Source organism: Thermodesulforhabdus norvegica, from assembly GCF_900114975.1.
GTDB lineage: Bacteria > Desulfobacterota > Syntrophobacteria > Syntrophobacterales > Thermodesulforhabdaceae > Thermodesulforhabdus > Thermodesulforhabdus norvegica.
This window is the reverse complement of record NZ_FOUU01000006.1, coordinates 74,313-99,601: the sequence shown is the minus strand read 5'-3', so window position 1 is coordinate 99,601 and position 25,289 is coordinate 74,313. Positions and strand designations below refer to the sequence as shown.

Annotated in this window: 24 protein-coding genes; 17 read left to right on the top strand and 7 right to left on the bottom strand. The window is 50.6% G+C overall.

What is annotated here, in order from left to right:
- Window positions 1-102 precede the first annotated feature (102 nt).
- The 11 genes from BM091_RS09475 (at window position 103) to BM091_RS09425 (ending at window position 11,635) form a co-directional block, all read left to right on the top strand.
- Window positions 103-1,992 (top strand): methyl-accepting chemotaxis protein, encoded by a 1,890-nt coding sequence (locus BM091_RS09475; protein WP_093395301.1) that lies wholly within the window; start codon window positions 103-105, stop codon window positions 1,990-1,992.
- A gap of 123 nt (window positions 1,993-2,115) precedes the next feature.
- A complete protein-coding gene (locus tag BM091_RS09470) occupies window positions 2,116-2,580 on the top strand; it encodes a YbaK/EbsC family protein (RefSeq protein ID WP_093395299.1) in 465 nt (154 codons plus the stop codon).
- Between the two features lie 12 nt (window positions 2,581-2,592).
- Complete coding sequence (locus BM091_RS09465; protein ID WP_093395298.1) at window positions 2,593-3,120, top strand: cysteine hydrolase family protein; 528 nt, start codon at window positions 2,593-2,595, stop codon at window positions 3,118-3,120.
- 25 nt (window positions 3,121-3,145) lie between these two features.
- Complete coding sequence (locus BM091_RS09460; protein ID WP_093395296.1) at window positions 3,146-4,510, top strand: nicotinate phosphoribosyltransferase; 1,365 nt, start codon at window positions 3,146-3,148, stop codon at window positions 4,508-4,510.
- A gap of 4 nt (window positions 4,511-4,514) precedes the next feature.
- Window positions 4,515-5,141 carry an FmdE family protein gene (locus BM091_RS09455; protein WP_093395295.1) on the top strand — a complete coding sequence of 209 codons (627 nt, stop codon included), beginning with the start codon at window positions 4,515-4,517 and terminating at the stop codon, window positions 5,139-5,141.
- Window positions 5,142-5,166: 25 nt separating this feature from the next.
- On the top strand, window positions 5,167-5,652 hold the full coding sequence (gene greA, locus BM091_RS09450) for a transcription elongation factor GreA (RefSeq protein WP_093395293.1): 486 nt from the start codon (window positions 5,167-5,169) through the stop codon (window positions 5,650-5,652).
- Window positions 5,653-5,780: 128 nt separating this feature from the next.
- A complete protein-coding gene (locus BM091_RS09445; protein ID WP_093395292.1) occupies window positions 5,781-6,713 on the top strand; it encodes an aspartate carbamoyltransferase catalytic subunit in 933 nt (310 codons plus the stop codon).
- Window positions 6,714-6,754: 41 nt separating this feature from the next.
- The gene (locus BM091_RS09440; protein WP_245735338.1) at window positions 6,755-8,116 is read left to right on the top strand and encodes a dihydroorotase; all 1,362 of its coding nucleotides are present in this window, start codon (window positions 6,755-6,757) and stop codon (window positions 8,114-8,116) included.
- An 18-nt stretch (window positions 8,117-8,134) separates the two neighbouring features.
- Window positions 8,135-9,541 carry a sigma-54-dependent transcriptional regulator gene (locus BM091_RS09435; RefSeq protein WP_093395290.1) on the top strand — a complete coding sequence of 469 codons (1,407 nt, stop codon included), beginning with the start codon at window positions 8,135-8,137 and terminating at the stop codon, window positions 9,539-9,541.
- A gap of 6 nt (window positions 9,542-9,547) precedes the next feature.
- Entirely contained in the window at window positions 9,548-9,958 is a 411-nt protein-coding gene (locus BM091_RS09430; protein WP_143083128.1) for a hypothetical protein, read from the top strand.
- A gap of 6 nt (window positions 9,959-9,964) precedes the next feature.
- The gene (locus BM091_RS09425) at window positions 9,965-11,635 is read left to right on the top strand and encodes a single-stranded-DNA-specific exonuclease RecJ (protein ID WP_093395287.1); all 1,671 of its coding nucleotides are present in this window, start codon (window positions 9,965-9,967) and stop codon (window positions 11,633-11,635) included.
- A 39-nt stretch (window positions 11,636-11,674) separates the two neighbouring features.
- Here BM091_RS09425 and BM091_RS09420 read toward each other — a convergent pair whose 3' ends face one another.
- A complete protein-coding gene (locus BM091_RS09420; protein WP_093395286.1) occupies window positions 11,675-12,094 on the bottom strand; it encodes a hypothetical protein in 420 nt (139 codons plus the stop codon).
- Window positions 12,095-12,270: 176 nt separating this feature from the next.
- Between BM091_RS09420 and BM091_RS09415 the strand changes: the two genes are divergently transcribed.
- From BM091_RS09415 to BM091_RS09390, 6 genes are all read left to right on the top strand, one after another.
- Window positions 12,271-12,939 carry a TetR/AcrR family transcriptional regulator gene (locus BM091_RS09415; protein WP_177193599.1) on the top strand — a complete coding sequence of 223 codons (669 nt, stop codon included), beginning with the start codon at window positions 12,271-12,273 and terminating at the stop codon, window positions 12,937-12,939.
- A gap of 2 nt (window positions 12,940-12,941) precedes the next feature.
- Entirely contained in the window at window positions 12,942-14,021 is a 1,080-nt protein-coding gene (mqnE, locus tag BM091_RS09410; protein WP_093395283.1) for an aminofutalosine synthase MqnE, read from the top strand.
- Window positions 14,022-14,085: 64 nt separating this feature from the next.
- Window positions 14,086-15,138 carry a cyclic dehypoxanthinyl futalosine synthase gene (mqnC, locus tag BM091_RS09405; RefSeq protein WP_425443312.1) on the top strand — a complete coding sequence of 351 codons (1,053 nt, stop codon included), beginning with the start codon at window positions 14,086-14,088 and terminating at the stop codon, window positions 15,136-15,138.
- Window positions 15,128-16,354: an amidohydrolase family protein gene (locus BM091_RS09400; RefSeq protein WP_093395280.1), complete on the top strand. Its 1,227-nt coding sequence runs from the start codon at window positions 15,128-15,130 to the stop codon at window positions 16,352-16,354. Before mqnC ends, BM091_RS09400 begins: the two co-directional genes overlap by 11 nt.
- The gene (locus BM091_RS09395) at window positions 16,321-17,199 is read left to right on the top strand and encodes a menaquinone biosynthetic enzyme MqnA/MqnD family protein (RefSeq protein WP_093395279.1); all 879 of its coding nucleotides are present in this window, start codon (window positions 16,321-16,323) and stop codon (window positions 17,197-17,199) included. Before BM091_RS09400 ends, BM091_RS09395 begins: the two co-directional genes overlap by 34 nt.
- 19 nt (window positions 17,200-17,218) lie before the next feature.
- Window positions 17,219-17,800, top strand: coding sequence for a UbiX family flavin prenyltransferase (locus BM091_RS09390; protein ID WP_245735334.1), 582 nt, complete (start codon window positions 17,219-17,221; stop codon window positions 17,798-17,800).
- A gap of 135 nt (window positions 17,801-17,935) precedes the next feature.
- On the opposite strand, the gene BM091_RS09385 is transcribed toward BM091_RS09390, so the two are convergent.
- The 6 genes from BM091_RS09385 to gabT form a co-directional block, all read right to left on the bottom strand.
- Entirely contained in the window at window positions 17,936-19,624 is a 1,689-nt protein-coding gene (locus BM091_RS09385) for a long-chain-fatty-acid--CoA ligase (protein WP_093395276.1), read from the bottom strand.
- An 86-nt stretch (window positions 19,625-19,710) separates the two neighbouring features.
- A complete protein-coding gene (locus BM091_RS09380) occupies window positions 19,711-20,697 on the bottom strand; it encodes an electron transfer flavoprotein subunit alpha/FixB family protein (protein WP_093395274.1) in 987 nt (328 codons plus the stop codon).
- A gap of 35 nt (window positions 20,698-20,732) precedes the next feature.
- On the bottom strand, window positions 20,733-21,530 hold the full coding sequence (locus tag BM091_RS09375; RefSeq protein ID WP_093395273.1) for an electron transfer flavoprotein subunit beta/FixA family protein: 798 nt from the start codon (window positions 21,528-21,530) through the stop codon (window positions 20,733-20,735).
- A gap of 179 nt (window positions 21,531-21,709) precedes the next feature.
- Entirely contained in the window at window positions 21,710-22,111 is a 402-nt protein-coding gene (locus BM091_RS09370; protein ID WP_177193598.1) for a universal stress protein, read from the bottom strand.
- A gap of 16 nt (window positions 22,112-22,127) precedes the next feature.
- Window positions 22,128-23,891 (bottom strand): aldehyde ferredoxin oxidoreductase family protein, encoded by a 1,764-nt coding sequence (locus tag BM091_RS09365; RefSeq protein ID WP_093395270.1) that lies wholly within the window; start codon window positions 23,889-23,891, stop codon window positions 22,128-22,130.
- A 17-nt stretch (window positions 23,892-23,908) separates the two neighbouring features.
- The gene (gabT, locus tag BM091_RS09360) at window positions 23,909-25,219 is read right to left on the bottom strand and encodes a 4-aminobutyrate--2-oxoglutarate transaminase (protein ID WP_093395269.1); all 1,311 of its coding nucleotides are present in this window, start codon (window positions 25,217-25,219) and stop codon (window positions 23,909-23,911) included.
- Between the last annotated feature and the right edge of the window lie 70 nt (window positions 25,220-25,289).

The following is a 25,289-nucleotide window of genomic DNA, read 5'->3' as shown; positions in this document are numbered from 1 at the left end:
AATTGAAAATTTCTTTGACCTGATTTTTCAAAGTGCTTATAAGTCTTAAACCTGCTGCTCGGCCTGCGTCGGGCAATTTATTTCACCTTGGAGGAAGTTGTTATGAGGGGAATGTCTTTAAGAACGAAGCTTTTTATCTTTGGAACGATTCTGGTACTGGTGCCGCTGGCAACAATCAGCATCTACAACTACTTTGAGGTAAAAAAATCTCTGGTGCTAACGGCAGAAACTGATTCTCTTCATGTCTGTGAAGGCCTTTCGAGGGTGATTAAAGAAACCCTTAATTCCCATCTTTTGTCACTTAAAGGTCTGAGTGCTCTTCCCGAAATCACCAACGCACTTGAGGGTGATAAGTTTGCTTTGATGTCCCTTTCCGGTTTCCTGAAAGGATTTTCCGAGAGGGCAGGTGAAATTCATGAAGTGATATTTGTTACCGATGGAAAGGGGATAATAATAGCGGACAGCAGAGATGGGAAGTACAAGGGCATTGATGTGACCGATCGGGAGTACTGGAAAAAAGCATCCGGTGGAGTGGCAAACATCGGGGACATGATTCTGTCCAAGATAACGGGTGAGCCTGTAGTACCTCTGTCCGTGCCCGTACTCTCCGAGGGCGGTCGGGTTATGGGAACGCTGACGGCAGTTTTGAAAGTAGGGTATCTTGTCGATCTGATCAGCAATACCAAGGTGGGCAAGACGGGCTATGCTTACATGATCAACGGTAAGGGCGTCATCATAGCCCATCCCGACAAGAGCCTTATTATGAACCTCAATCTGCTGCAGACCAGGGGGCTTGAAGAACTGGGAAGGCTTATGCTCTCGGGCAAGCCGGGTTCGGTGGCCTATGCCTTTCGCGGTGTTAACAAAGTGGCAAGCTATGCCCCTGTCGGTCTTAACGGTTGGGTAGTTGGTGCAACCCAGCCCGTTGATGAATTTCTGGGGTTGGTTTATAAGCTCAGAAATGTCGTGGTCGTAGTGGCCGGCATTTTTTTCGCCCTGTCGATAATAGGCATTTATTTCTTCGCCCGTAGTATAACCAAGCCCGTTATGGATGTTGCCCACGGCCTTATGGAAGGAGCCGATCAGGTTGCTACGGCGGCAGGGGAAGTTTCCGAATCGAGCCAGTCTCTGGCCGAGGAATCTTCTTCTCAGGCTGCGTCGGTTGAAGAAACTTCGTCGGCCCTTGAAGAAATGTCTTCCATGACGAAGCAAAATGCCGAGCACTGTTCTCAGGCACTCTCCCTTATGAAGACGGTGTTGCAGTCCGTTCAGGATGCCAATAGAGCCATGCAGGATATGAAGGAGTCGATGATAGAAATTTCCCGTGCAAGCGATGAGACTCAGAAAATCATCAAAACCATCGACGAGATAGCCTTCCAGACGAACCTGCTCGCCCTGAACGCCGCAGTGGAAGCGGCTCGAGCCGGTGAAGCCGGTGCCGGGTTTGCTGTGGTGGCCGATGAGGTGAGAAGCCTTGCCATGCGTGCGGCCGAAGCGGCAAGAAACACGGCTCAACTGATTGAGCAGACTTCCCAACGCGTTTCCGTCGGTACGGACCTGGTGGAGAAAGCCGTAAAGATGTTTGAAGGTACCAGGGAATTGACCGAAAAGGTCGGCAACTTAATTGAAGAGATATCGGCATCATCGGGAGAACAGGCGGAGGGTATTGAGCAGATAAACAAAGCCGTCTCCGAAATAGACAGGGCCATTCAGAAAAATGCGGCAACGGCAGAAGAAACCGCAGCAGCCGCAGAGGAGTTGAATGCCCAGACGGAGCAGATGCGAGAATATGTCAGGGAGCTGATAAAAGTAATAGAGGGATCGGTAACCGACGACGCTCGCCACCCTGCGGTATCTTCTTACGAAGATGTTGCCTCCAGAAAAACCCGGAAACTACCGCAAAAGAAGGTCAAAGAAGGAGTACCGGTAAAGAGCACAGGTGATAAGGAACTCTCCCCGGAACATCAGCTTCCCCTTGATGAAGATTTCTAATTGCTCTTTTCGGTAGCATAAACCCTTCGCTACTTCCGCCTGGTAGCGAAGGGTTTTTTCGTTCGTTGAACCTCTCGAGTGTCCGTGTTAAATTTCCGTAACTCACCGAGCGAAGGGAAAGAAATGGCTTCTATTCAGGATGTCAAAGAGTACCTGAAGGGGTTTGGAATTGAGGTCTGGGAATTTTCCCGGCCCACATCAACGGCTGAAGAAGCCGCCCAGGCCGTGGGATGTAGTGTTGCAGAAATTGCCAAAACCGTGCTCTTTATCGTGGGAGACGTGCCCGTAGCGGTGGTTACATGTGGGGACCTGAAGGTTAAGGGAGCGCTCCTTAAGAAAGCCCTTAACCTTAAGGGCAAAGTTCGTTTTCCCGGGCGTGATGAAGTCAGGAGGTTTACCGGTTATGAGCCCGGAGGAGTTTGTCCTTTTCTGCTTCCCGATGAGGTAAAGATCGTGATTGATTCGTCTCTCAGAAGGTTTCCAAGGGTATATGCTGCTGCGGGAAATGATAGATCGGCCGTTCCCATAACTGTAGAGGAGCTTATAAAGATAACGGACGGAATTGAGGCAAGTGTTTGTGAATCCTAACGGGGGTGCGTCATGGAGGGTAAAAGGCGGGTACTTATAGTCGTTGATATGCTGAACGATTTTGTTCATCCCCAGGGGGCGCTTTTCTGTGGAGAGGGGGCCCGTAAAATCATACCGAAAGTCGCCGGGTTGATCGGGGAGTTCAGAAATGCCGGCGATAAGGTAATCTACCTTCAGGATGCCCATAGCGAAGACGATCTTGAGTTCAGGCTTTTCCCTAGGCATGCCGTTAGAGGATCGTGGGGCAGTGAAATCGTGGAGGAGTTGAAGCCAGGAGAAGGAGAGCCCGTTATTCCGAAAACCCGATTCAGCGGTTTTTTCCGTACCGATCTTGAAAGGATCCTGGAGGAAATAAAGCCTTTCGAGGTCTGGGTTGTGGGTGTGTGCACTTCTATTTGTGTGATGGATACCGTTGCAGATCTTCGCAATAGAGACTATGAAGTTGTCGTGCCGGCAGAATGCGTTGCCGACTTTGACCAGGAAATGCACGAATGCGCTTTGAAGCGTATGGAAAGAATCTACAGGGTGAGACTGATTTAAGCCTTTTGGTCTTCAAGAGGGGGATATGAGTTACATAGGGCGCCTATACGATCCGGTGCTTGCTACAGACCTTTACGAATTGACCATGGCGGCCAGCTATTTCAGAGAAGGTAAAAAGGGAATCGCCACCTTCAGTCTGCATATTCGAGACTACCCACCAAACAGAGCCTACTTCGTAGCCGCAGGGCTGGCCAGCTTCCTGGAAATTCTCGGGGACTTCAGGTTTTCCGGGGATGCAATAGATTACCTGAGATCACTCGGCAAATTCGATGAAGATTTTTTGAGTTACCTGAAAAGCTTTCGCTTCACCGGTTCTGTTCGTGCCCTTCCTGAAGGCACGATTTTCTTTGCTCAGGAACCCCTGGTGGAAATAACCGCACCCATTATAGAGGGACAGATTCTTGAAACTATCGTCATGAACACATTTCATGTTGAAACCCTGATTGCCAGCAAGGCGGCCCGATGTGTTGCGGCAGCCGGGGGAAGAGGGCTGGTGGATTTTTCTCTGAGACGGACTCACGGGATTGATGCAGGCGTCAAAACCGCCAGATCCAGCTATCTGGTGGGATTTCTGGGTACAAGCAATGTCCTTGCAGGAAGGCTCTACGGTATCCCCGTCTTCGGAACCATGGCTCACTCCTATATAACGAGTTTCGACCGTGAGATTGACGCCTTTATGGCCTATGCCAGGAGCTTTCCAGAAAATACGGTGTTGCTTCTGGACACATACGACACACTGAAGGCGGCCGAGAAGGCAGTAGAAGTTGCAAGATACCTGGAAAACCGGGGTTACAGACTCAGAGGGGTAAGGCTTGACAGCGGCGACCTCGTCGAACTCAGCCGCAGGGTCAAGGACATATTCGTTAAAAACGGCATGGACTATGTTTCCATAATGGCCAGCGGAAGCCTCGACGAGTTTGCCCTTGAAGAACTCATAAAAAGCGGCGCCCACATCGATGCCGTGGGAATAGGCACCAAGCTGGGTGTTTCCGCCGATGCTCCCTATCTGGATCTTGCGTACAAGCTCGTTGAGTACGAAGGCAAACCGATCCTTAAACTTTCTCCCGGAAAGCGGACTTGGGTGGGGAGAAAGCAGGTTTACAGGTACTTTGACGGTAGAGGTCAAATGAGCCACGATGTTTTAACGCTGATGGAGGATAAGCGGGAGGGCATGCCGCTTCTCCGTGATGTTGTCATCAACGGGCAAATTCTACATAATCCTACCCTTGATGAGGCCCGGGCTAACTTTGCCGAGCAGTTTAGTTCACTGCCGGAGGAGTACAGGTCCATAAGGCCTGATGTAAAGTACAGGGTTGAGATAGGAGAGCCTCTCCTGAGGCTTGAAGAAAGGGTAGCCAGAGAAAAACTTAGAGACCAATTAAGAGGGTGATTAGATGGATCTACCACCGGATGATTTCAAAAAATGCGTGGAGTTTCACGGGCATGTTTGTCCCGGTCTGGTCATGGGTTATAAGGCCACTAAGGCTGCTATGGAATGGCTCGAAGAGCGGCGTTCTGAAGATGAGGAAATCGTTGCAATTGTCGAAAACGATGCCTGTTTTGTGGATGCCGTTCAGGTGCTTTCGGGTTGTACCTTCGGTAAAGGCAACTTTATCTTTTGCGACTACGGCAAAATGGCCGTTACCTTTCTCAGCAGGAGCACGGGAAAAGGTATTCGCGTTAGCCTTAAGGGCGCCGTCGTCCCTTCCAGTCCTGAACACCGTGAACTTTTCCAGAAGATCCAGGAAGGCAGGGCTACTCAAGAAGAGCACGATAGATTCAGGCAATTGCACGAAGAGCGTAGCAAACTTCTTATGGAAAAAAGGCCTGAGGATTTGTTCTTTCTTGAGGAAGTATCCATACCTCTACCCCCTAAGGCCAGGATCGAGCCTTCTGAGGTGTGCGAGCTTTGCGGGGAACCCACGATGAGAACAAAAATGGTGATTTTGGAATCTAAAAGAATCTGTCGGGCCTGCGCAGCCAGAGAGCAGGGCAAATCGGTTTATCCCTGTGCAAAATGAAAAGAGAGGTCGGAGGCGTCGGACTATGGATTTCGTACCAATTACGAAAGAAGGATATGAGAGGTTAAAAAAAGAGCTGGAGAGGCTTCAGCGAGAAGAGCGTCCCAGGGTTATAAAGGCTATAGAGGAAGCCAGAGGTCATGGAGATCTTTCGGAAAATGCCGAGTATGAGGCGGCAAAGGAACGGCAGGCTCTTGTGGAAGCGCAGATAAATGATCTCTGTGATAAGCTTTCCAGATGCCGAATTATCGAAGACTTTGACAGAAGTGAGGATAGGGTTACCTTTGGCTGTACCGTGGTTGTGGAAGATGTGGACACAGGGGCTACGGAAAGGTATCGCCTTGTGGGACCCTATGAAGCTCAGGTGGAACGGGGTTCGATTTCGATTACCTCCCCCATTGGAAAGGCCTTGCTGGGGAGGGAAGTGGGGGATGAGGTTGAGGTGAAGACGCCCAAGGGAATTCGAAGGCTGGAGATTCTTTCTGTAGAGTGGAATCACAACGGGAAGTAGCGTAGCGAAGTCGAAAGACTGGCAGACCTTTTCTGCTTGCTTTCTGTCTATACTCAAAGCCCCAGTGTGATTTGGGGTTTTTTTATGGGTACGGCCTTTTTGTGGGCCAGAAGTAAGGGGGCTTGAAGATGTATCTCAGAAAGGACCTTCTCGGACTTGAGGAACTTACAGCCGAAGAAATCACCCATATTCTCGATCTTGCCGCATCACTGAAAGAAATCAACGAGCGCCCGATCAAAAAGGTCCCCACCCTGAGAGGTAAGACTGTAATTCATCTCTTTTACGAACCCAGCACTAGAACCAGAATGTCCTTCGACATTGCAGCAAAACGCCTTAGCGCGGATACCTATGCAATATCAACGACCACCAGCTCCATAGTTAAAGGGGAAACCTTTCTGGACACGGTCAAAAACCTTGAAGCAATGAGACCCGACATTTTCGTTATCCGCCATCCCGTCTCGGGTGTTCCCCATCGTATAGCTTCGGTGACGAAAGCCGGGGTTATCAATGCCGGAGACGGAATGCACGAACACCCCACGCAGGCTCTTCTGGATATGTTCACCATCAGAAGCCATAAGGGATTTTTGAAAGATTTGAATGTCCTGATCGTAGGGGACATCCTGCACAGCAGGGTTGCCAGATCTAACATCTGGGGCCTCACAAAGATGGGTGCGAGGGTCACTCTGTGCGGCCCTTCGACTCTGGTGCCCCGGGAATTCGAAGGAATTCCGGGAGTCCGAATATGTCAAAACCTGGACGATGCCATCTCCTATGCCGATGTGATAATGGTCTTAAGGCTTCAGCGGGAGCGCCAGGATCAAAACTTTATAACGACCCTGCGCGAATACTCCGTCATGTTCGGGCTCTCGTTAAAGAGGCTTGAGCGGGCCAAAGAAGATGTCCTGATTATGCATCCGGGTCCCATGAATCGCGGTGTGGAGATAGACCCTGAGGTGGCCGACGGTCCTTATTCGGTTATTCTTGATCAGGTGACCAACGGTGTTGCTGTAAGAATGGCTGTTCTTTACATTCTGGCTCAAAGATCCGTTGGAGAAGAGTGATAGTTTTGTCGTGTCTTAAATAGCTGAAGTCGGGAGAGGCTATGGAAAGAATGTACGTATCGGCATTAAGCAGTGCTCCGATGCTGAACCTTTTGATAAAAAATGTCAGGATAATTGATCCCTCAAGGCCCGATTGCGGTGAAGACGGCTTTACGGGAGATTTGCTGATAAGGGATGGGGTTCTCGTAGCCCTGGGGAAGGAGATAAAGGGCTCTCCCGAAGCAACCGTTCTGGACGGGAGGGGATTGTGGTGTCTCCCGGGGCTTGTTGACATGCACGTTCATCTAAGAGAGCCCGGCGAAGAGTACAAAGAAACGGTTGAAACGGGCACTCGTGCCGCCGTTGCCGGTGGTTTTGTAGCCGTGGCGTGCATGCCCAACACGACCCCCCCCAATGACGATCCTTCCGTTACCGCTTACATTCTCGAAAAAGCTGATAAGTCGGGGGCATGCAGAGTATACCCCGTAGCCGGTATCACCAGAGGACTCCTCGGGGATGAACTCACCGAGATGGGATTACTGCTTCAGGCCGGTGCGGTGGCCTTTTCCGACGACGGGAACCCTGTCATGAATTCTCGGGTAATGAGACGGGCTCTTGAATACGCGGCTCAATTTGACGCGACCGTCATCAGCCACTGCGAGGATAAGAATCTTTCCGGAGGAGGGGTGATAAACGAGGGGAGTGTCTCAGTCCGGCTGGGTCTCAGAGGGATCCCGCGAGTGGCCGAATCCGTAATGGTTGCAAGAGACGTGGCCCTTGCGGACTACACAGGGAGCAGGGTGCACATCGCCCATGTCAGCACGGCCGAATCGGTCAGAATCATACGGGAAGCTAGAGGACGAGGGGTAAAGGTCACGGCAGAAACGGCTCCTCATTATTTTACGCTCACAGAAGACTCGATTGTAGCGTCCAATTATGATCCCCTTTTCAAGGTGAACCCACCTCTGAGAACAGAGCGGGATGTGGAAGCAATAAAACAAGCTCTCGCCGATGGGATTATCGATGTCATCGCAACGGATCACGCCCCTCACAGCGTAATGGAAAAAGACGTGGAATTCGATTATGCCGCTTTCGGTATGGTCGGCCTTGAGGTGGCACTGCCTCTCTGTCTCAATTTGATTAGAGAAGGTGTGATGTCACCGGCTGCATTGGTCAGGGCAATGAGCGTAAATCCCTGCAACATCCTGGGAATTCCTCCGAAGGTTTTGCAGGAGGGCGAACGGGTTTCGCTGACGCTGGTCGATCCGGAGGCGGAATGGATTGTGGATGTGAACTCCTTTTTTTCAAAAGGGAAAAATTGTCCCTTTGCGGGGTGGAAGGTGAAAGGCCGTAGTGAGTTAACGGTCTGTGAAGGCAGGGTCGTTTTTGCCAGGGAGAGGTGCATTGGAATAATTAGCAGGTGATGGTGGTAAGGGAGACACATGAAAGTCCTTGTTGTGGATGACGATCCGGGGATGCTTGAGTTTTTGGGGCTCATGCTGAAGAAACGAGGCCACGAAGTTGTCACCACGACCGATGCCATAAAGGCTCTTGAAATGGTTAGGTCCGGCGAAAAGTTCGATGTTGTCATAGCCGATATACGCATGAAACCCGTTGATGGTCTTGCCGTGCTAATAGAGGTAAAAAAACACAGCCCCGAGACGTCGGTCGTTATGATTTCTGCTTATGCCAACGAAGAAACGGCCCTTCAGGCAATGAACGAAGGGGCCTATGATTACCTGCCCAAACCTTTTCAACTGGACGAACTTTACAGGATACTTGACGAACTCGCAGGACTGAAGGATTCCGAAGAAGGGGAAATCCAGTGCGGTCGCTACCATCTCCATTTTGGCCTTTTTATTGGGGAAAGCCCCGCCATGCACAGAGTCTATGACGCAATCCGTAAGGTGGCCCTGGTCGATAGCACGGTTTTGATAAGCGGGGAAAGCGGGACCGGCAAAGAGCTGGTGGCGAAGGCCATCCACAGGCTGAGCAGGCGTTCAAAGGGTCCCTTCGTGGTGGTAAATTGCGGTGGCGTACCCGAATCGCTAATTGAAAGCGAGCTCTTCGGTTATAAGAAGGGAGCTTTCACCGGTGCCACCTCTGACCGCAAAGGCCTCGTTGAAGCGGCTCACGGTGGGACCCTATTCCTTGACGAAATAGGGGAACTAACACCGGCGCTTCAGGTCAAACTGCTGAGGCTAATACAGGAAAAATCGATAAGGCGGATCGGGGATACCTGCGACATACCTGTGGATGTCCGGATAATTGCGGCAACCAATCGAGACCTTGAACAGATGGTCCTTGAAGGATCCTTTAGAGAAGACCTTTATTACAGACTTAACGTAATTCCTATAAGGCTTCCACCGCTCAGAGAACGCCGTGAAGACATTCCTCTGCTTGCCCATTACTTCATGGAAAAGTATTCTTCCCTTCTCGGTAAAGATGTTCGACGTATCTCTTCTTATGCCCTTGACATATTAAGGAGGTATGATTTCCCCGGAAATGTGAGGGAGCTGGAAAACATTATAGAACGAGGGGTTGCCCTGGAGCAGTCCAGAATAATTCTCCCGGAAAGCCTCACCATTGCTTCGGGCTTGATGATGCGGAAAAAGAGGGTTGAATCTCCTGCGCCTCTTTTCGGAGAGATTCCACCCGAGGGACTCAATCTCGACGAGTTGCTGGAAAAAGTGGAACGGCATTACCTGATCGAGGCACTTAAGCAGACTCAGGGGCATAAACAGAGAGCGGCAGAATTACTGGGAATGACTTTCAGATCCTTTAGGTATAGACTTGCTAAGTACCGGATAGAGGTGCCGGAAGAAGATACACGGGAAACAGGGAGGTAAGAGGAGATGACTCCAAAGCACATCGACGACGATGAGTACATGGAAGACATGGACGCCGATGAGATCTCTGATGATGTCGAGCTGCAGTATGATGAGGAAGAAGAACTGTTGCTTGACGACGACGTTGAGGTAGAGCTTGATGAAGAAGTGCCGTCTGTTTTGATTGACGGTATCGAGAAGCCTCAGACAGAAGACGACTGGCGGGCACTCTTAAAAGAAGCCAAAAGTGACGGCACGGCGGAAAGCGTTCCTGAATACCGGATTTCCGATTCGTACAAGGAAGGCGACCTTATAATGCATCCGATCTTCGGTCTCGGGGTTGTTAGTAAGACCATAACGCCAAGGAAAATGGAGGTTGTCTTTGAAAATGATAAAAAGCTCCTTGCAATGAACGTAGAGCCGCCGCAGGGCAGTTAGAAGGCAATGATTTCTCCAGAGTGGGTCATAAACCACCGACAGATCCCCTCTGATGTTGACGAAGTTATATCGATCCTCGTTAAAAGTCGTGCCGGAGAAAGAGAGGATGAATTTCTGCATCCTCATCTTTCCGGCCTGAAAAGCTACATGGAAATTAAGAATCTGGATGAGGGAGCCAGGCTTCTTGTTTCCCACTTAGAACGGGGTCACAGAGTGGTTCTGGTGGGAGATTACGATTGCGACGGGATAACATCGATAGCGCAACTCGTCTGGTTCTTCCGGGACATAGGTTACGGGAATTTTGAAACAATTATTCCCACCAGAGAAGAAGGGTACGGCATACCTTTAAGAGCCCTTGAGCAACATGCAGGTGCTCCGCTCTTTCTGGCGGTGGACTGCGGAACCCACGATGTCGAGATGATCGGTGCCCTGAAAGATAGCGGATCAGACGTCGTCGTCATTGACCATCATGAAGTAACGGATCCTTCCAGAATAGCCCCGGCCACGGTGCTCATAAACCCCAAGCAGCCGGGCTGTCCGTCCCGCTTCAAGGACCTATGTTCGTCCGGTCTTACCCTTTTGTTTCTCATCCGGGTCAGGCAGATGCTGGACGGACGATGGCCTTATCCCACTCTAGACGGCCGTTACCAGAGCCTCGCGGCTCTTGGAACCATAGCCGATGTAATGCCCCTTACCGGAGCCAATCGGATTATTGCGAAGGCGGGACTGGAAAGGATCAACGAAGACAGATTCCCGCCGATAAGAATACTCAGAGATGTTGCCGGCCTCTCCTCCAGAACCATAAATGCGGGATCCGTGGGCTTTTATCTGGCCCCGCGGATAAATGCCGCCGGAAGAGTCGGAGATCCCGCGACGGCACTGTCCCTCCTTACCGCAACGGAAATCGACGACATGAATAGAGCCGCCAGAGAGCTGAACCGCCTTAACACGGCACGCCAGCTTGAGGAAAGTAAAATCCTTCGCCGCATTTCAATGTATCTTAAGACTCGCAGGATAAAAAACCGCACCCTGGTTATAGCCGGTAGAGGCTGGCATCCGGGTGTCGTCGGTATTGTCGCGTCCCGGGTCATTCAGAATTTTCACTACGGACCTGTAATAATCGGGACCGTCAACGATGAGGGTGTTGTGAGGGCTTCGGGCCGCAGCATTCCCGGATTTGACATCTGCAGAGCACTTCAGGAATGTGATGAATTCCTTATCAGATGGGGCGGTCATGAAGCGGCGGCAGGGCTTACCTTACATCTCGATATGCTGTCGGAATTTCGAAAGAAATTCGAAGCCTTTGCTTCAGGTCTTCCCGGCGACATATTTATCCCTAAGCTGAACATCGATCTGGAAATTCCCCGGGAGCTTATAAGGGACGAACTGGTTGATCATCTGTCGCTCTTTGAGCCTCACGGCCCCGGAAATCCCCTGCCTCTTTTTGTGACAAGAAACTGCCTGCTGGAAAATGTCAAACCCTTTGGAACCGAAGAGCGACACTTAAGTCTCAGCTTTGCAGGAGGCCTTAAGGGGATAGTCTGGCGGGCCAGGGATAAGGGTTTTGCACCGGCACTGACGCCGGGGGTTTTCTGCGATGTGGCCTATCATCTGGAACTGGACCCTTACACCGATCTACCTCGCATGATCGTAAGAGACGTAAAGATAAGAAAGTAAAAAATGCCGGGAATGCTCCCGGCATCGTCATTCCTATTCCTAAGCTCCGGGTAGCTCGTATTCTCCTTCAATGTCGAGTATGTACTCTCTATCACGCTCTCCAGGAACCACTGTGAAGGTACCGGACCCCGTAATACCCTGGAGTTTACCCAATCCCTTATAAACCGTCCAGGTACCCTTCGTTAACTTAGTATTGCCGTCTCTCTGCCCCTCGAACCTGCTGTAAATTGCGCCTTCCTCAAAGGTCGTGATGGCATAGCCCATCATCTTGCCCGTGCCTCTAACACGGTCGTGGAAGGTAACGGATCTTCGGGATACGAACTTTCCGGCAACGCCCGGTTGGTACTCTATGGGCTCTCCCTCCATTTCGACCAGCATGAGCGTGTGATCGAACTCATCGTGCACATAGAGCATTTCTCTCCTTGTGACCATCAGACGGTACTTTGCCTTTCTCTGCATGCCTTTACCTCCCTGCGATGAAAGCCCACGAAACTTTATAAGCCCTCGAGAAAACTTCTTACTATTACTTTATTTAACCTTAAATCGACGAGAGGTCATCACAAAAAATTAATGGCTTGACGCAAAGACAGGACAGGTGTAATGACCAGATGGTCATCAAAGCCGGAGGACGAGGGATGACTGGTGAGGCGCCCACCAGGGTTTTTTTGAAGCTTTCCACAGAAAAACAGCAACGCATTATCAAAGAAGCCATTCACGAGTTTTCCCGTTACGGGTTCCACAGAGCCAGCATGAACCGGCTGGTGGAAAGATTGGGAATCGCAAAGGGTTCCTTATTCCAGTACTTCGGAAGCAAGGAAGGTTTGTTTCAGTTCGTCTTTGATCGCTGCGTCTCAATGGCTAAAGATGCTCTGAGAAAGATCAAAAGTGGTAACAGCGGTGATGCGTCCTTTTACGATAAAATAAGGGCAACCGCCTGGGCGGGTATAAAATTTGCCAGAGAAAATCCGGAAGTCTACGGGCTCTATCTAAGACTGCTGTTTCAGGAAGATTTTCCCTTAAGGGACAGCCTCATAAGAAAACTTCACATCTTTTCTGCCGAGTACCTGAAGCACCTGATTCTGGAAGGCATTGAAAGAGGCGAAATATCTCCGGAGATAGACGTTTCAACGGCGGTTTTCTTCCTAGATGCTGTGCTGGACCGCTTCGTGCAGGCCTACTTCGTTGAATTCTGGGATGCCGAGTCCGGCATTTTCCGGGCGGAGGACGAGGTTTTGCAAAATAAAATCGATAATCTGGTAAAGATCATCGCCAGGGGCTTTAAAGGGTATAATTCCGAGAGCTGACCATGAATTCTGGGAAATTTGAAAGTATTCGAAAAAAAATTGAGCAGGGCGACAGACTGAACAGGCAGGATGCGGAAGCACTTTTTAAATGGCCCGATATCCTGGATGTGGGAGAATTGGCCCATCTGGTGAGAACCGGACTGCACGATGATAGGGCCTACTACGTGGTAAATCGCCACATCAACTATTCAAATATCTGCGTGAACGGATGCGCCTTCTGTGCTTTTGGAAAGCGCCCCGGGGATCCCGAAGCATTCGAACTGGCCGTTGAAGACATCATTGGGAAGCTGAACGAACCAGGGTCACATGCAATAACGGAAGTTCACATCGTAGGGGGGTGTCATCCTGAATTACCCTTTGACTACTACGAAGAGATTATCAGAGCCGTCAAATCATGGAGGCCCGACGTTATAGTTAAAGCTTTTACGGCCGTTGAAATAGCCCACATAGCTTCCAGAGAAGGAAAGTCCGTAGCCTGGGTTCTTGAACGGCTTAAGGATGCCGGACTTGATATGCTCCCGGGCGGCGGTGCGGAAATCTTTGCCCCCTCTGTAAGAGCCCGAATATGCCCTGCAAAGATAAGCGGTGATGAGTGGCTTGAGGTTATGAGGACGGCTCATCGTCTTGGCATAAAAAGCAATGCAACCATGCTTTTCGGGCATTTAGAGTCTTTCCACGATAGAATTGATCACCTGCTGAAGTTAAGAGACCTTCAGGACGAAACGGGCGGATTCGTTTGTTTCATTCCACTACCTTTTCTCGCAAAGAAATCGCCGTTACGGGATATTCCCGGCCCTACAGGTGTCGATATACTGAGAACCATAGCAGTAAGCCGCCTTGTTCTGGATAACATTCCTCACATCAAAGCATATTGGGTTATGCTCACGGTAAAACTCGCCCAGCTTGCTCTGTTTTTCGGGGCCGACGACTTCGACGGGACCGTCATAGAGGAAAAAATAGGTCACATGGCCGGAGCTGAATCCGAAGAAGCTCTTACGAGGGAAGAAATCGAATACCTCATAACCTCCGCAGGGTTTAGACCCGTGGAGAGAAACAGCTTTTTCGAACCCCTGACGAAATAGAATGAAAGAACCTTTAAGGGGGCTCGCTGTGGAAGATAGCCTGAAAAAAATTTCGGATAAGGTCATGGCAGGAAGCCGTTTAGGCTACGAAGAAATTGTTCAGCTTTACGAAAAGGCAGATCTTTTCCTCCTCGGGCGACTTGCCCATGCTATTCGCATGAAAAAACACCCGGAGCCCTATGTGAGCTACGTAATAGACCGGAATATCAATTACTCAAACATCTGCGTTTCCGGCTGTAAGTTTTGCGCTTATTACAGACCCCCGGGGCATCCCGAAGGGTTTGTGATATCGAAAGATGAGCTGGAGCGGAAAATAGAAGAGACCGTCAGGTTAGGCGGAACTCAGATACTCCTGCAGGGAGGTCATAACCCCGATCTTCCTCTGTCTTTTTATGAAGACCTGCTGAGATTCATAAAAATGAGATTTCCCGGAATCCACATCCACGCCTTTTCACCTCCAGAGATAGTTTTCTTTTCAAAGCTTGAAGGTATTTCAGTATCGGAAACAATAAGGAGGCTTGTTGCCGCCGGTCTTGATTCCATACCTGGCGGAGGTGCCGAAATTCTTGTGGATGAAATCAGAATGAGGGTTTCTCCCCGCAAATGCACCGCAGGGGAATGGCTGGAAGTTATGGAAGAAGCACACAGGCAGGGGCTGAGAACCACTGCCACAATGATGTTCGGTCATCTGGAAAGCAGAGAGGACAGGGTTCGACATCTCATAGCCCTGAGAGAACTGCAGGATCGTACGGGCGGTTTTACGGCCTTCATCCCCTGGGCTTTCCAGCCCGGGAACACGGCGCTTTCCTGGAAGCGTCCGGAAACGAGTGTTGAGTACCTTCGCCTTCTGGCCGTGTCACGGATAGCCCTTGACAATTTCGATAACCTGCAGGCTTCCTGGGTTACCATGGGCCCCTATGTGGCACAGATGGCTTTGTTTTTCGGGGCAAACGACTTTGGATCCACCATGATAGAAGAAAATGTCGTTGCCGCAGCAGGCGTTTCCTTCCGCATGTCCCTGGACGAAATCAGGAGAATAATAAAATCGGCCGGTTTCATACCAAGGCAGCGAACCATGAAGTACGAATGGGTTCAGGAAAGGGACGATGCAGCCTGAAGGTGACTTCTACCTGATAACTGCATCGTGGGTGTTTTCCGAGTCGGGGTGGCTGGAAGGTGGAGCCATCATATTTGATCCCGAAAAGGGGGAGGCAATTTGCGCTGGAGACAGAAGAGATTTGAAAAGATCATGGGGGATTCAATCTGCAAAAATCAGAGATTATCCCGGATGTGCCCTTTTTCCGGCCCTTGTAAACGGTCATACTCATCTGGAACTGTCAGCTCACTCTTTAATTGAAGCGGATGATTATTTTACCTGGGTGCGAAGATTAATCCGGCTCAGATCGCAGCTCCCGATGGATCAGGTTGTTGAAGCTTTCCGTAGAGAACTGAGAAAGGTATGGCAATGCGGGACCTGTCTCGTTGGTGATATAACCAACATCCCGATTTTGAAGGAGGAGGAAGGCGAAAAACTTCCCTACCGCCATGTTTTCTGGGAACTTCTTGGGTTTAATGTTTACGACATTTACGATGCTCTTAAGGAAGATCAGAGACGCTACTTCCTCGATGGAAGGTTTACCCGTCACATAAGCCTTGTTCCTCATGCCGTCTATTCTACATCCTCAAGGCTTATTTCTCAGACCTATCGGTGGTGTAGATCACGAGGCAGGCCCTTTACGATTCACATCGGCGAGCATCCCGATGAGCGGGAATTTATGCTGACGGGAAAAGGGGCATGCCGTGAATTGCTCGAAGAACTCGGACGATGGGTACCGGGCTGGGAGCCGCCGGGAGTCAGCCCCGTCAAGTACCTGGAAAGCCGGAAGGTTCTAGACAGTAAAACACTCCTGATTCATTGCATCCACTTCGACGATAATGACTGGCAGATCGTGCGATCCCATGGATCACACCTGTGTTTTTGTTTAAGAAGTAATGAATTTCTCAAAGTAGGGCGCCCTGATATCGTTAAAGCTTATGAGCTTGGAATTCCGGTCCTCTTCGGAACCGACAGCCTGGCAAGTTCTCCAGACTTGAATATGTTTCGTGAAATAGCGTCGGTTATTGATTGCTATAGAGATCTGCACCCTGATGGGGTCCTCAAAAGTGCCTCCTTTACGGCTTTTCGTTTCTTTACCGGAAATACCCGTATGCCCTATTTGCTGGTATCTCCGGAAGGCTCGGCATCCAGAGACACAATTACCGAAACGGTTATTGAAAGCGGCGTAAAGGGGAAGATAAGGTGGCTGGAAGAAGACTTCGTGTTGGAAGAATAGGCTATCTGAACGTTTTACCCATTTATTATCCTCTGGAGCAGGGGACCATCAAACACGATTTCTCCTTCGTTTACGGCTCGCCCGCTGAGCTTAACGAACTCATAAAAACGGGACGACTCGACATAAGTGTCGTGTCATCTATCGAGTATGCCCTTCGGAGCGATCGCTACTTAATATTGCCGGATTTGAGCATTTCCTGCCGGGGACACGTGAAGAGCGTGCTTCTTTTTAGCCGATATGAGATACATCAGCTTGATCGATCTCCCATTCATGTTACTCCGCAATCTCATGCCTCGGTGGCACTCCTTAAAATTCTTACCAGGAATGCCTTTGGTCTGGAATGTACCTTCGTGAAAAGCCTGAGGCCGCTCTGGCAAACGGGAGCTGGAGGCCTGTCGTCTGAGAAACTTCCTGAATCGTATCTTGCAATAGGCGATGAAGCGCTGTATTGGTGGAAGAAAAACATCTATCCCCGGGTATATGACCTCGGAAAGCTGTGGTGGGACTGGACGGGTCTGCCTTTTGTTTTTGCCCTGTGGGTCTGCCGTCGTGAAATCGCCGAAAAAAGGGCCGATGAAATCGAACGAAGTGTTGCCGTCTTTCACGAGGCAAAGCGGTGGGGATGGCTAAACAGGGTGAAGATCGTGAGGGAGTCAGCAATGACGACCTTCCTCACGGAGAGTGATCTCCATTCTTATTTTGACCAGCTTCATTATGACCTCGATGAAGAACAGATAGGTGGTCTCAGACACTATTTTGCCCTGCTTAATGAAAACGGTCTGATATCTTCAAACCCGGAAATCGAAATATTTTCACAGGGCAGGGAAGCTTGCATTTGCACATGAGATGGTAGGAGAAAGGGCTTTGAGTAGAGAAATTATTGTAGGTATAACGGGTGCCAGTGGGGCTGTTTATGCCAGACGGCTTATCGAGGAGCTGGCGAGCTACCGTGATGTGGTTCTTCATGTCATAGCCTCCAGCGCCGGGCGTTATGTTTATGAATTCGAGATAGGGGAGGATATATCGAAAGATCTTCCCGATGGTGTGCGCTTTTATCAAGCCGGAGATTTCACGGCACCTTTTGTCAGCGGCTCCCACAGGTTCAATGCAATGGTCGTGGTTCCCTGCACGATGGCTACCATGGCCGCGATTGCCAGCGGTACCGGTCGGAACATAATACACAGAACGGCGGATGTATGCCTTAAGGAGCGCAGGCTGTTGATTCTCGTTCCCAGAGAAACACCACTTAACATGGTGCACATCGAGAACATGTTGAAATGCGCGCGGATGGGCGCGGTGATTTTGCCCGCAATGCCGGCCTTTTACCACAAACCTGAAAGCCTGAATGACCTTGTGGATTTTATTGTCGCAAGGATTATGGAGCACCTTGGCATTCAGAATGACCTCATTAAGCCCTGGCCCTCTGTTATTTCAGACCCTTCGTAATGACGTCCCGCAACCCGTGAAGTGTTAAAGCCTTTCCTTTCGCCGCGAGAAGTTCATGCCGACTATGGAAGACTTTACCGGCAGAGCTCTTAAAAAACGCCTCCTTGTCATCTCTGACAAGGAGGCGCACAGAAATCAGGAAGCCTGCTTCTGTTTTCTCAATTCCTCTTCCCTGAGTTCCTTTCTCAGCACCTTACCCACGGCACTTTTGGGCAGGCTTTCGCGTATCTCCACGAGTTTGGGCACTTTATAGGCGGCCAATCGTTCTCTACAGAAGGATATAACCTCTTCCGGCGTCAGAGTTTCACCCGGCTTGGGCACAACAAAAACCTTTACGGTTTCTCCGCGATAGGGATCGGGCACTCCTACCGTCACGGCATCCAGAACCTTCGGATGAGAGTACAGAACCTCGTCTATTTCACGGGGATAGATGTTGTATCCACCGGCGATGATCATGTCCTTCTTTCGGTCCACGATGTAGGTGTATCCATCCTCATCCATCTTTGCAATGTCTCCGGTGTAGAGCCAGCCGTTTCTTAAAGCCTGGGCGGTCTCCTCGGGTTTATTCCAGTAACCCTTCATCACCTGAGGTCCTCTGACGACGAGCTCGCCTTCTTCACCGATGGGCAGCTCTCTTTCTCCGGTTTCTATATCAACTATTTTGCACTCGGTGTCGGAGACGGGAATTCCTACCGAACCCGGCTTTCTAAGCCCGTGAAGAGGGTTGCAGTGAGTAACGGGACTTGACTCGGTAAGTCCAAATCCCTCGACTATAATGCTACCCGTCATTTTTTCAAACCTGTTTATTACTTCCACGGGCATGGGTGCCGATCCGGTTATGCAGAACTTAACGGAAGAGAGATCAAACTTCTTTATGTCGGGATGGTTGACTATTGCCACATAGATGGTCGGAACCCCGGGAAATATGGTCGGGCGGAATTTGTGAAGGAGTTTGAGAAATTCGTTTATCTCAAATCTGGGTATAAGGAGCATGTAACTTCCCGTATATAAAGCCCAATTCATGCATGCGGTCATGCCGAAAACGTGGAAGAAGGGCAGGATACAGACAATCCTTTCCCTGGCCCACTCAAGGTCGGGAAACCACTTGGTGATCTGGACCACGTTGGCCATTATGTTGCGATGTGTTAGTATAACACCCTTGGATATTCCCGTGGTTCCACCTGTATACTGGAGAAGGGCGATGTCGTCGAGGGTCGCGGGGCACTGGACTTCGGTGGGTGGATTGGACTTCAGAAGTTTACCGTAGGGAAGAACTCGATCTGAATAGGGCACGGCGGTAAAGAGTTTCTGCTTCCTGGCTTTAAGGGGATAGAGAAGGGCAAGGTGCCTGGGCAGAGCATCTCTAAAGCTTGTAACTATTACGTATTCAACGCCGATCTTGCTGTAGACCTTTTCAACCCTGGGAAATAGATGATCAAGGACAACGGCTACCTTTACTCCGGCATCGCTCCACTGGTGTTCTATCTCGCGTTCAACGTACATGGGGTTGGTGTTAACCACAACGGCTCCAAGCCACAGAGTAGCATAATAGGAAACAACATACTGGGGACAGTTGGGAAGCATTATGGCAACCCGATCGCCTTTCTTAACCCCGAGTCTTGAAAGGGCTTCCGCCATACGACTGATCTGTCTCCAGAGATCGCCGTAGGTCAGAACCGCTCCGTAGAAGTTCGTTATGGGTTTGTGCGCCCATTTTTGCACATTTCTGTGAAGGATCGACGGAAGAGGCTCTTCCGGGTATGCAGCATGCCTGGGGACGCCTTCGTCATAATGTTTTAACCAGAGTTCTTCCAGAGCTGACATAAACTACTCCTCCCCTCCTGATTTGCCTGTAATGAGAAAAACATAAAGAAAAGCCCCGGAAGAAGTCCGGGGCTGTGTAAGGAACTTTATTCTGCGCTCTTGAGCTTCCTTACCTCTTCCGTGAAAACCGGTATGAACTTAAACAGATCTTCCACGACACCGTAGTCGGCTTTGCTGAAGATGGGGGCATCAGGGTCTTTATTCACGGCGACGATGTACTTGGATGAGCCCATACCGGCCAGGTGCTGTATTGCTCCGGAAATACCAACGGCTATGTAAAGGCTCGGCGTTACGACCTTGCCCGTCTGACCAACCTGATCGGAATGGGGTCTCCAGCCCGCATCAACGGCGGCTCTTGAAGCTCCAACGGCGGCACCGAGAAGACTCGCAAGCTCTTCCAGCATGGCGAAGTTCTCGGGACCCTTCATTCCGCGCCCGCCTGATACAATAATGTCCGCCTCGGTAAGTTCAATCTTTCCTGAAGTGTCCAGATCAACACTTACCACCCGAGATCTGGCATCTGGTATTTCTACATCCACATTAACTACTTCGGCCTGCTTGCTATCATCAGGTTCCAGACAGCTCATTACTTTGGGACGACAGGAAATCATGGCCACTTCACCGTCGGACCATTCATACCAGCCCAGGCACTTACCTCCGAAAAGAGGCCTTTTGGCCCTTAGTTTGCCGTCCTGAACGGCGATTTCCACACAATCCTGGGCCAGACCGGCTTCAAGCCTTGCCGCAAGCCGTGCCGACAGATCCTTACCGTTCATGGATGCCGGAAGAAGTACCACCGCAGGATCGCACTGGCGCACCATTTCTGCCACGGCGGGCACATAGGTCTCGGCAATGTAATGCTCAAAAGCCGGGTTGTCGGCTACAAAAACTTTTTCTACGCCGTACTTAGCAAGCTCCTGAGCCTTATCGCCGACACCTGACCCCACGACAACTCCGTAGAGCTTAAGCCCTAGAGAATCGGCCAGCCGGCGACCCTCACTTGCCACCTCAAAAGAAACCCTCCTGAAACCGCCATCTCGAAACTCTGCAACAATGCATACAGACTCAGCCATATCTCTTCTCCTTGTCCCCCGTATTTTTTCAGATGTTAGATCACCTTCGCCTCTTCCCTCAGAAGCCTTACCAGCTCTTTTGCCTTCCCTTCCGTATCAAGATTCCCGTTGATGATCTTTCCGGGTTTACGCTCCGGAGGCATTTCAAGGCCTACCAGCGAAATCTTTGCCGCAGCACCGCCGCACTCGCCGGGATCAAGACCCAGATCGGCCAGTTTCTTTACTTCTAGAGGCTTCTTTTTCGCCTTCATAATGCCGGGAAGGCTTGCATATCTGGGATTCCAGACGGCATGGGAACCGCCCATGGTGATGAGAGCGGGAAGTGAGGACTCAAGAACCATCTTCCCTCCTTCCACGGGGCGCTCAATTCTCACGGTTGTGCCGTCGCACTCCAGGGATACCGCAAGGGGCAGGTGAGGCCACCCGAGAAGCTCGGCGACCATAGGACCTCTCTGGTTGTGGTCGTAGTCAACGGCACGATGACCGCAAAGAATAATGTCCGGCTCGAGGGTCTGAACCGCAGCGGCAAGTACCTTTGCTATGCCCAGACTGTCGGCTCCCTCGAGAGCTTCGTCGTCAATAAGCAATCCCTTATCTGCGCCCATAGCCAGGGCCGTTCTTATAGCTTCGACAACCCTTTGAGGCCCCCAGCTAACGATGGTAACAGTACCTCCATGTTGCTCCTTCAGGCGAAGAGCCGCCTCAACGGCGAATTCATCGTAGGGGTTGATGATCCACTTAAGGTCCTGCGTTTCGATGGATTTCCCATCGGCAGCAATACGGATAACCGATTCCGTATCCGGCGTTTGTTTTAGAAGCACGACAATGTTCACTTTACTCCCTCCTTTGAGACCATTTAATAGATGTAGATCCCCCTCCCTGGAGACAGGCCACAAATCCGCATACATTAAAAACAAACTCTTTTTTATTGCAAGACTTTTCCTTTTTTAAATTGAGGCGGCCGAGGAACGTCACCTTTTGTGAGAAGGAGTGCCGCCGAAGCGGCCGGTCTCTACTTAACTGCCACGACGGGGCACTGTGCGTGCAGTATAACGTAATTGGCCGTGGAGCCGAAAACAAACTTCTCCACCCTGGACCTCCTTCTTACTCCAATTATAATCTCATCGGCCCTGCAATCTCTTGCAAACTCAACCAGGTTCTTGCCCGGAGAAGACCCTCTTACCAACAGATGTACCTCACAGGGAATGTCGTTGTCTCTGAGGATGCTCTCTGCGTGAGAGAGGAATGCCCGGGCCGATTCTATTTCTTCGAGCCGTCCTTCGTGGCCTTCAGGTACGGAATAAACTACGTGAACAAAAGCGTTGAAGTGCCGTGCATGGAAAATGGCAACCTTTAAAGCTTCCGACGAGGTGCGGCTACCGTCGTAGCCTACGACGATTGTAAATCGGTCCACTTCTGCCTCCAGATTTTTAAGAAATCATAGCTCTGCCCGGTATTCCTTCCGGGTTCCATCCCCGCAATCTGTAATAGTCTGCCTTGAGCCGCTCCAGTTCCTCCCTCGTAATCGATTTTCCACCTTCCAGTTTTTCCTTCAGAAGCCTCTCCGGCAGGGTATCATCTTCTGCCGTAAGACCCTCACGGATGTTAAACCAGCGGCATTGATCTGTAACGAAAGAAGCAATGTTCTGGAGATCCTTCTTCGTCAGAGATTCACCTGTGGTTAATTCCGTGATCCTGGCAAGCTCTTCCCAGGGGTAAAGGTCTCTGAAGAACCGGCATAAAATCATGCAATCAAAAAGAGTGCAACGATCTTCAAAGTCTATAAATAGCTCGGCCTTACCTTCAATTTGGTCGGGTTTTATCATCCCCGAAAGCTCGGCCTTGTAGAAGGTAGATCGAAGATGACAGGCCCCACGGTCGCTCACCGCGTAGGCAAGCCCCATGCCCTTTAATGCCCTGGGGTCATATCCGGCGGGTTCGAGCCCTTTTACGTGAACCGCCAGAGATTCCAGGCCCCATTCGGAAGCAACTATTTTGATACCCTCTGCCAGAAGGTCGCCAATGCCCTTTCGATAGGCGATTTTCTCAAGAAGAGATGCAATCTTATCCACGTCGCCGTAGTCTATGGATTCCCCGATCTTTCCCCTCCGGGACGCCTCGATCGTGAAGGCAACCAGATTACCTGCCGTTATCGTATCGAGACCCAGGCGGTCGCAAATGTCGTTAAGGTAGGCTATTTCTTCTATGCTGTCGATCATGCAAAGGCCGCCAAAGGAGTAAATGGTCTCATATTCAGGACCTTCTATCACGAGCCCTTTATGCCGACCGTGAAGAACCTCCAGAAGTTTTCCACAGGCCATGAAACAGTTGCGGCAGGCCCTGGGGCGAACACGGCATCGCTCCACCATAAACTCGGCACTTATCTGCCGCCATTTCTCGTAATGTCCGCTGGCCCAGTATCTGGTGGGAAATCCTCCCGCATTATTCAGAAGAGCCACCATCATGGGCGTTCCGTAGTTACGATAGGCCTGAGCCACGCCGTGGTCTCTGCAGGATTTCAGAAACTCCCTGGCATAGCTTCGGATACCTTCAGGATCTGCGACCGGTCTGGTCTGACTTCCCCGGAATGCAATTGCCTTGACCTTTTTGGAACCGAGAACGGCTCCCATTCCGCAACGGCCGGCAGAACGCCAGTAGTCGTTTTCCACCACGGCGAAACGCACAAGGTTTTCTCCCGCAGGGCCGATCACAATAACTCCAGCATCCGTGCCGGATAGGCGCTTTCTGATTTCATCTTGAGCCCGATAAGTGTCCAGCCCCCACAGATCTGCGGCGTCGTGGAAGATCACTTTTTCGTCGGAGATTTCCAGCCATACGGGACGATCCGAAGCACCGGAAATGACGAAAGCATCGAAACCCGTTCGGGACATCGGAATGGCAGCCCGACCCCCCGAGTAAGACTCGCCGAAAAACCCCGTAAGCGGTGATCTGGTGTATATCCCGTAACGGCAATTGCCCCATATAAGAGTGTCTGTTGCCGGACCCAGGGCTATAACGAGTTGATTTTCGGGAGAAAAAGGATCAACGCCCGCCGGGTTTCTCCTGAGAAGAAGGCTTACACCCAGACCCTTCCCACCAAGGGTCTGCTTCAGCATTGAATCCTCCAGATTTTCCGAACTCCACCTTTTTCTTTCCAGGTCTATCAGGGCGTATTTTTTAAAAAAGCCTTTCATTTTTGCCCCTCCTGCCTTTACCGGGTCAGTTCTTTCAGCGCCTCGTCCAGGATGGAAAAGCCGCGATCAAGCTGTTCGTCGGTTATTACAAGGGGCATCAGAGTGCGTATAACGTTCCCGAAGGTCCCACAGGATAGGATAATCAGTCCTTTTTCAAAGCATAGACCAACCAGTTTCTTCGCTTCCTCGGGTGCAGGCTCCTTCGAATGTCTGTCCCTGACCAGCTCCATAGCAAGCATAGGCCCTATACCCCGGACGTCGCCTATGATTTCGTAATCTTCCTGGAGGGCCTTCATTTTCTGCAGGATTTTCTTACCCAGTTCGCTCGCTCTTTGGAGCAGTCCGTCTTCGAGGAGAATTTCCAAAACGGCAAGAGCCGCTCTGCAGGCTAAGGGATTGCCCCCGTAGGTCCCTCCGAGTCCTCCAACGTGGGGCTTTTCCATAAGATCTGAACGTCCCGTCACGGCGCTCAGGGGCATTCCGGCAGCTAAGCTCTTTGCCGTCGTTATTATGTCCGGTACCACATTCCAGTGTTCTATGGCAAAGAGCTTACCCGTTCTGCCCATACCGGACTGAACCTCATCTGCAATGAGCAGAATTCCATACCTGTCACAGATCTTCTTGATCCTGGGAAAATATTCCGGAGGTGGGGTTATAAAGCCGCCTTCTCCCTGAATGGGTTCGGCAATAAATGCGGCAGTACATTCGGGCGCCACATGAGAGATAAAAAACTCTTCGAGATAGTCCGCGCAGGCAACGTCACAGGAAGGATACTTCAGGCCGAAGGGGCATCTATAACAATAAGGAGCGGGCATACGGTAAACTTCCGGTGCAAAAGGGCCAAACCCAAGCTTATAGGGCCTGATCTTGCTGGTAAGCGTCATGGTCAGAAGCGTTCGGCCGTGAAAGGCGTTTTCAAGGCAGATTATGGCGGGTCTTTGAGTTGCGTATCTTGCAATTTTTACGGCGTTTTCCACCGCTTCCGCCCCGCTGTTGGCAAACATGGTCATCTTGGGAAAGTCACCGGGAGTAAGACTGTTCAGCTTTTCGGCAAGTTCTATGTAGGGTTCGTACATCATCACATGAAAACAGGGGTGAATGTATTTGTCCGCCTGGTCCTTTATGGCCGCAACGACCTTTGGGTGGCAGTGACCTACATTGACGACGCCGATACCTCCGGCAAAATCGATAATCTCCCTGCCGTTCACATCTATGATCAGAGCTCCTCTGGCTTCCTTTACAAAACCGGGAGTAACATTAAAGGGACCGGGTGGAACCTGGGAGATTCTCCTTTCCAGCAGTGATTTCTCAACAGGCGATTGCTTCATGGCGCTCTCCTTTTTGCGAGATTAGGGTCATTACTCCGAACCCTCATTCGTTATGCTTTCGAAGTACAAA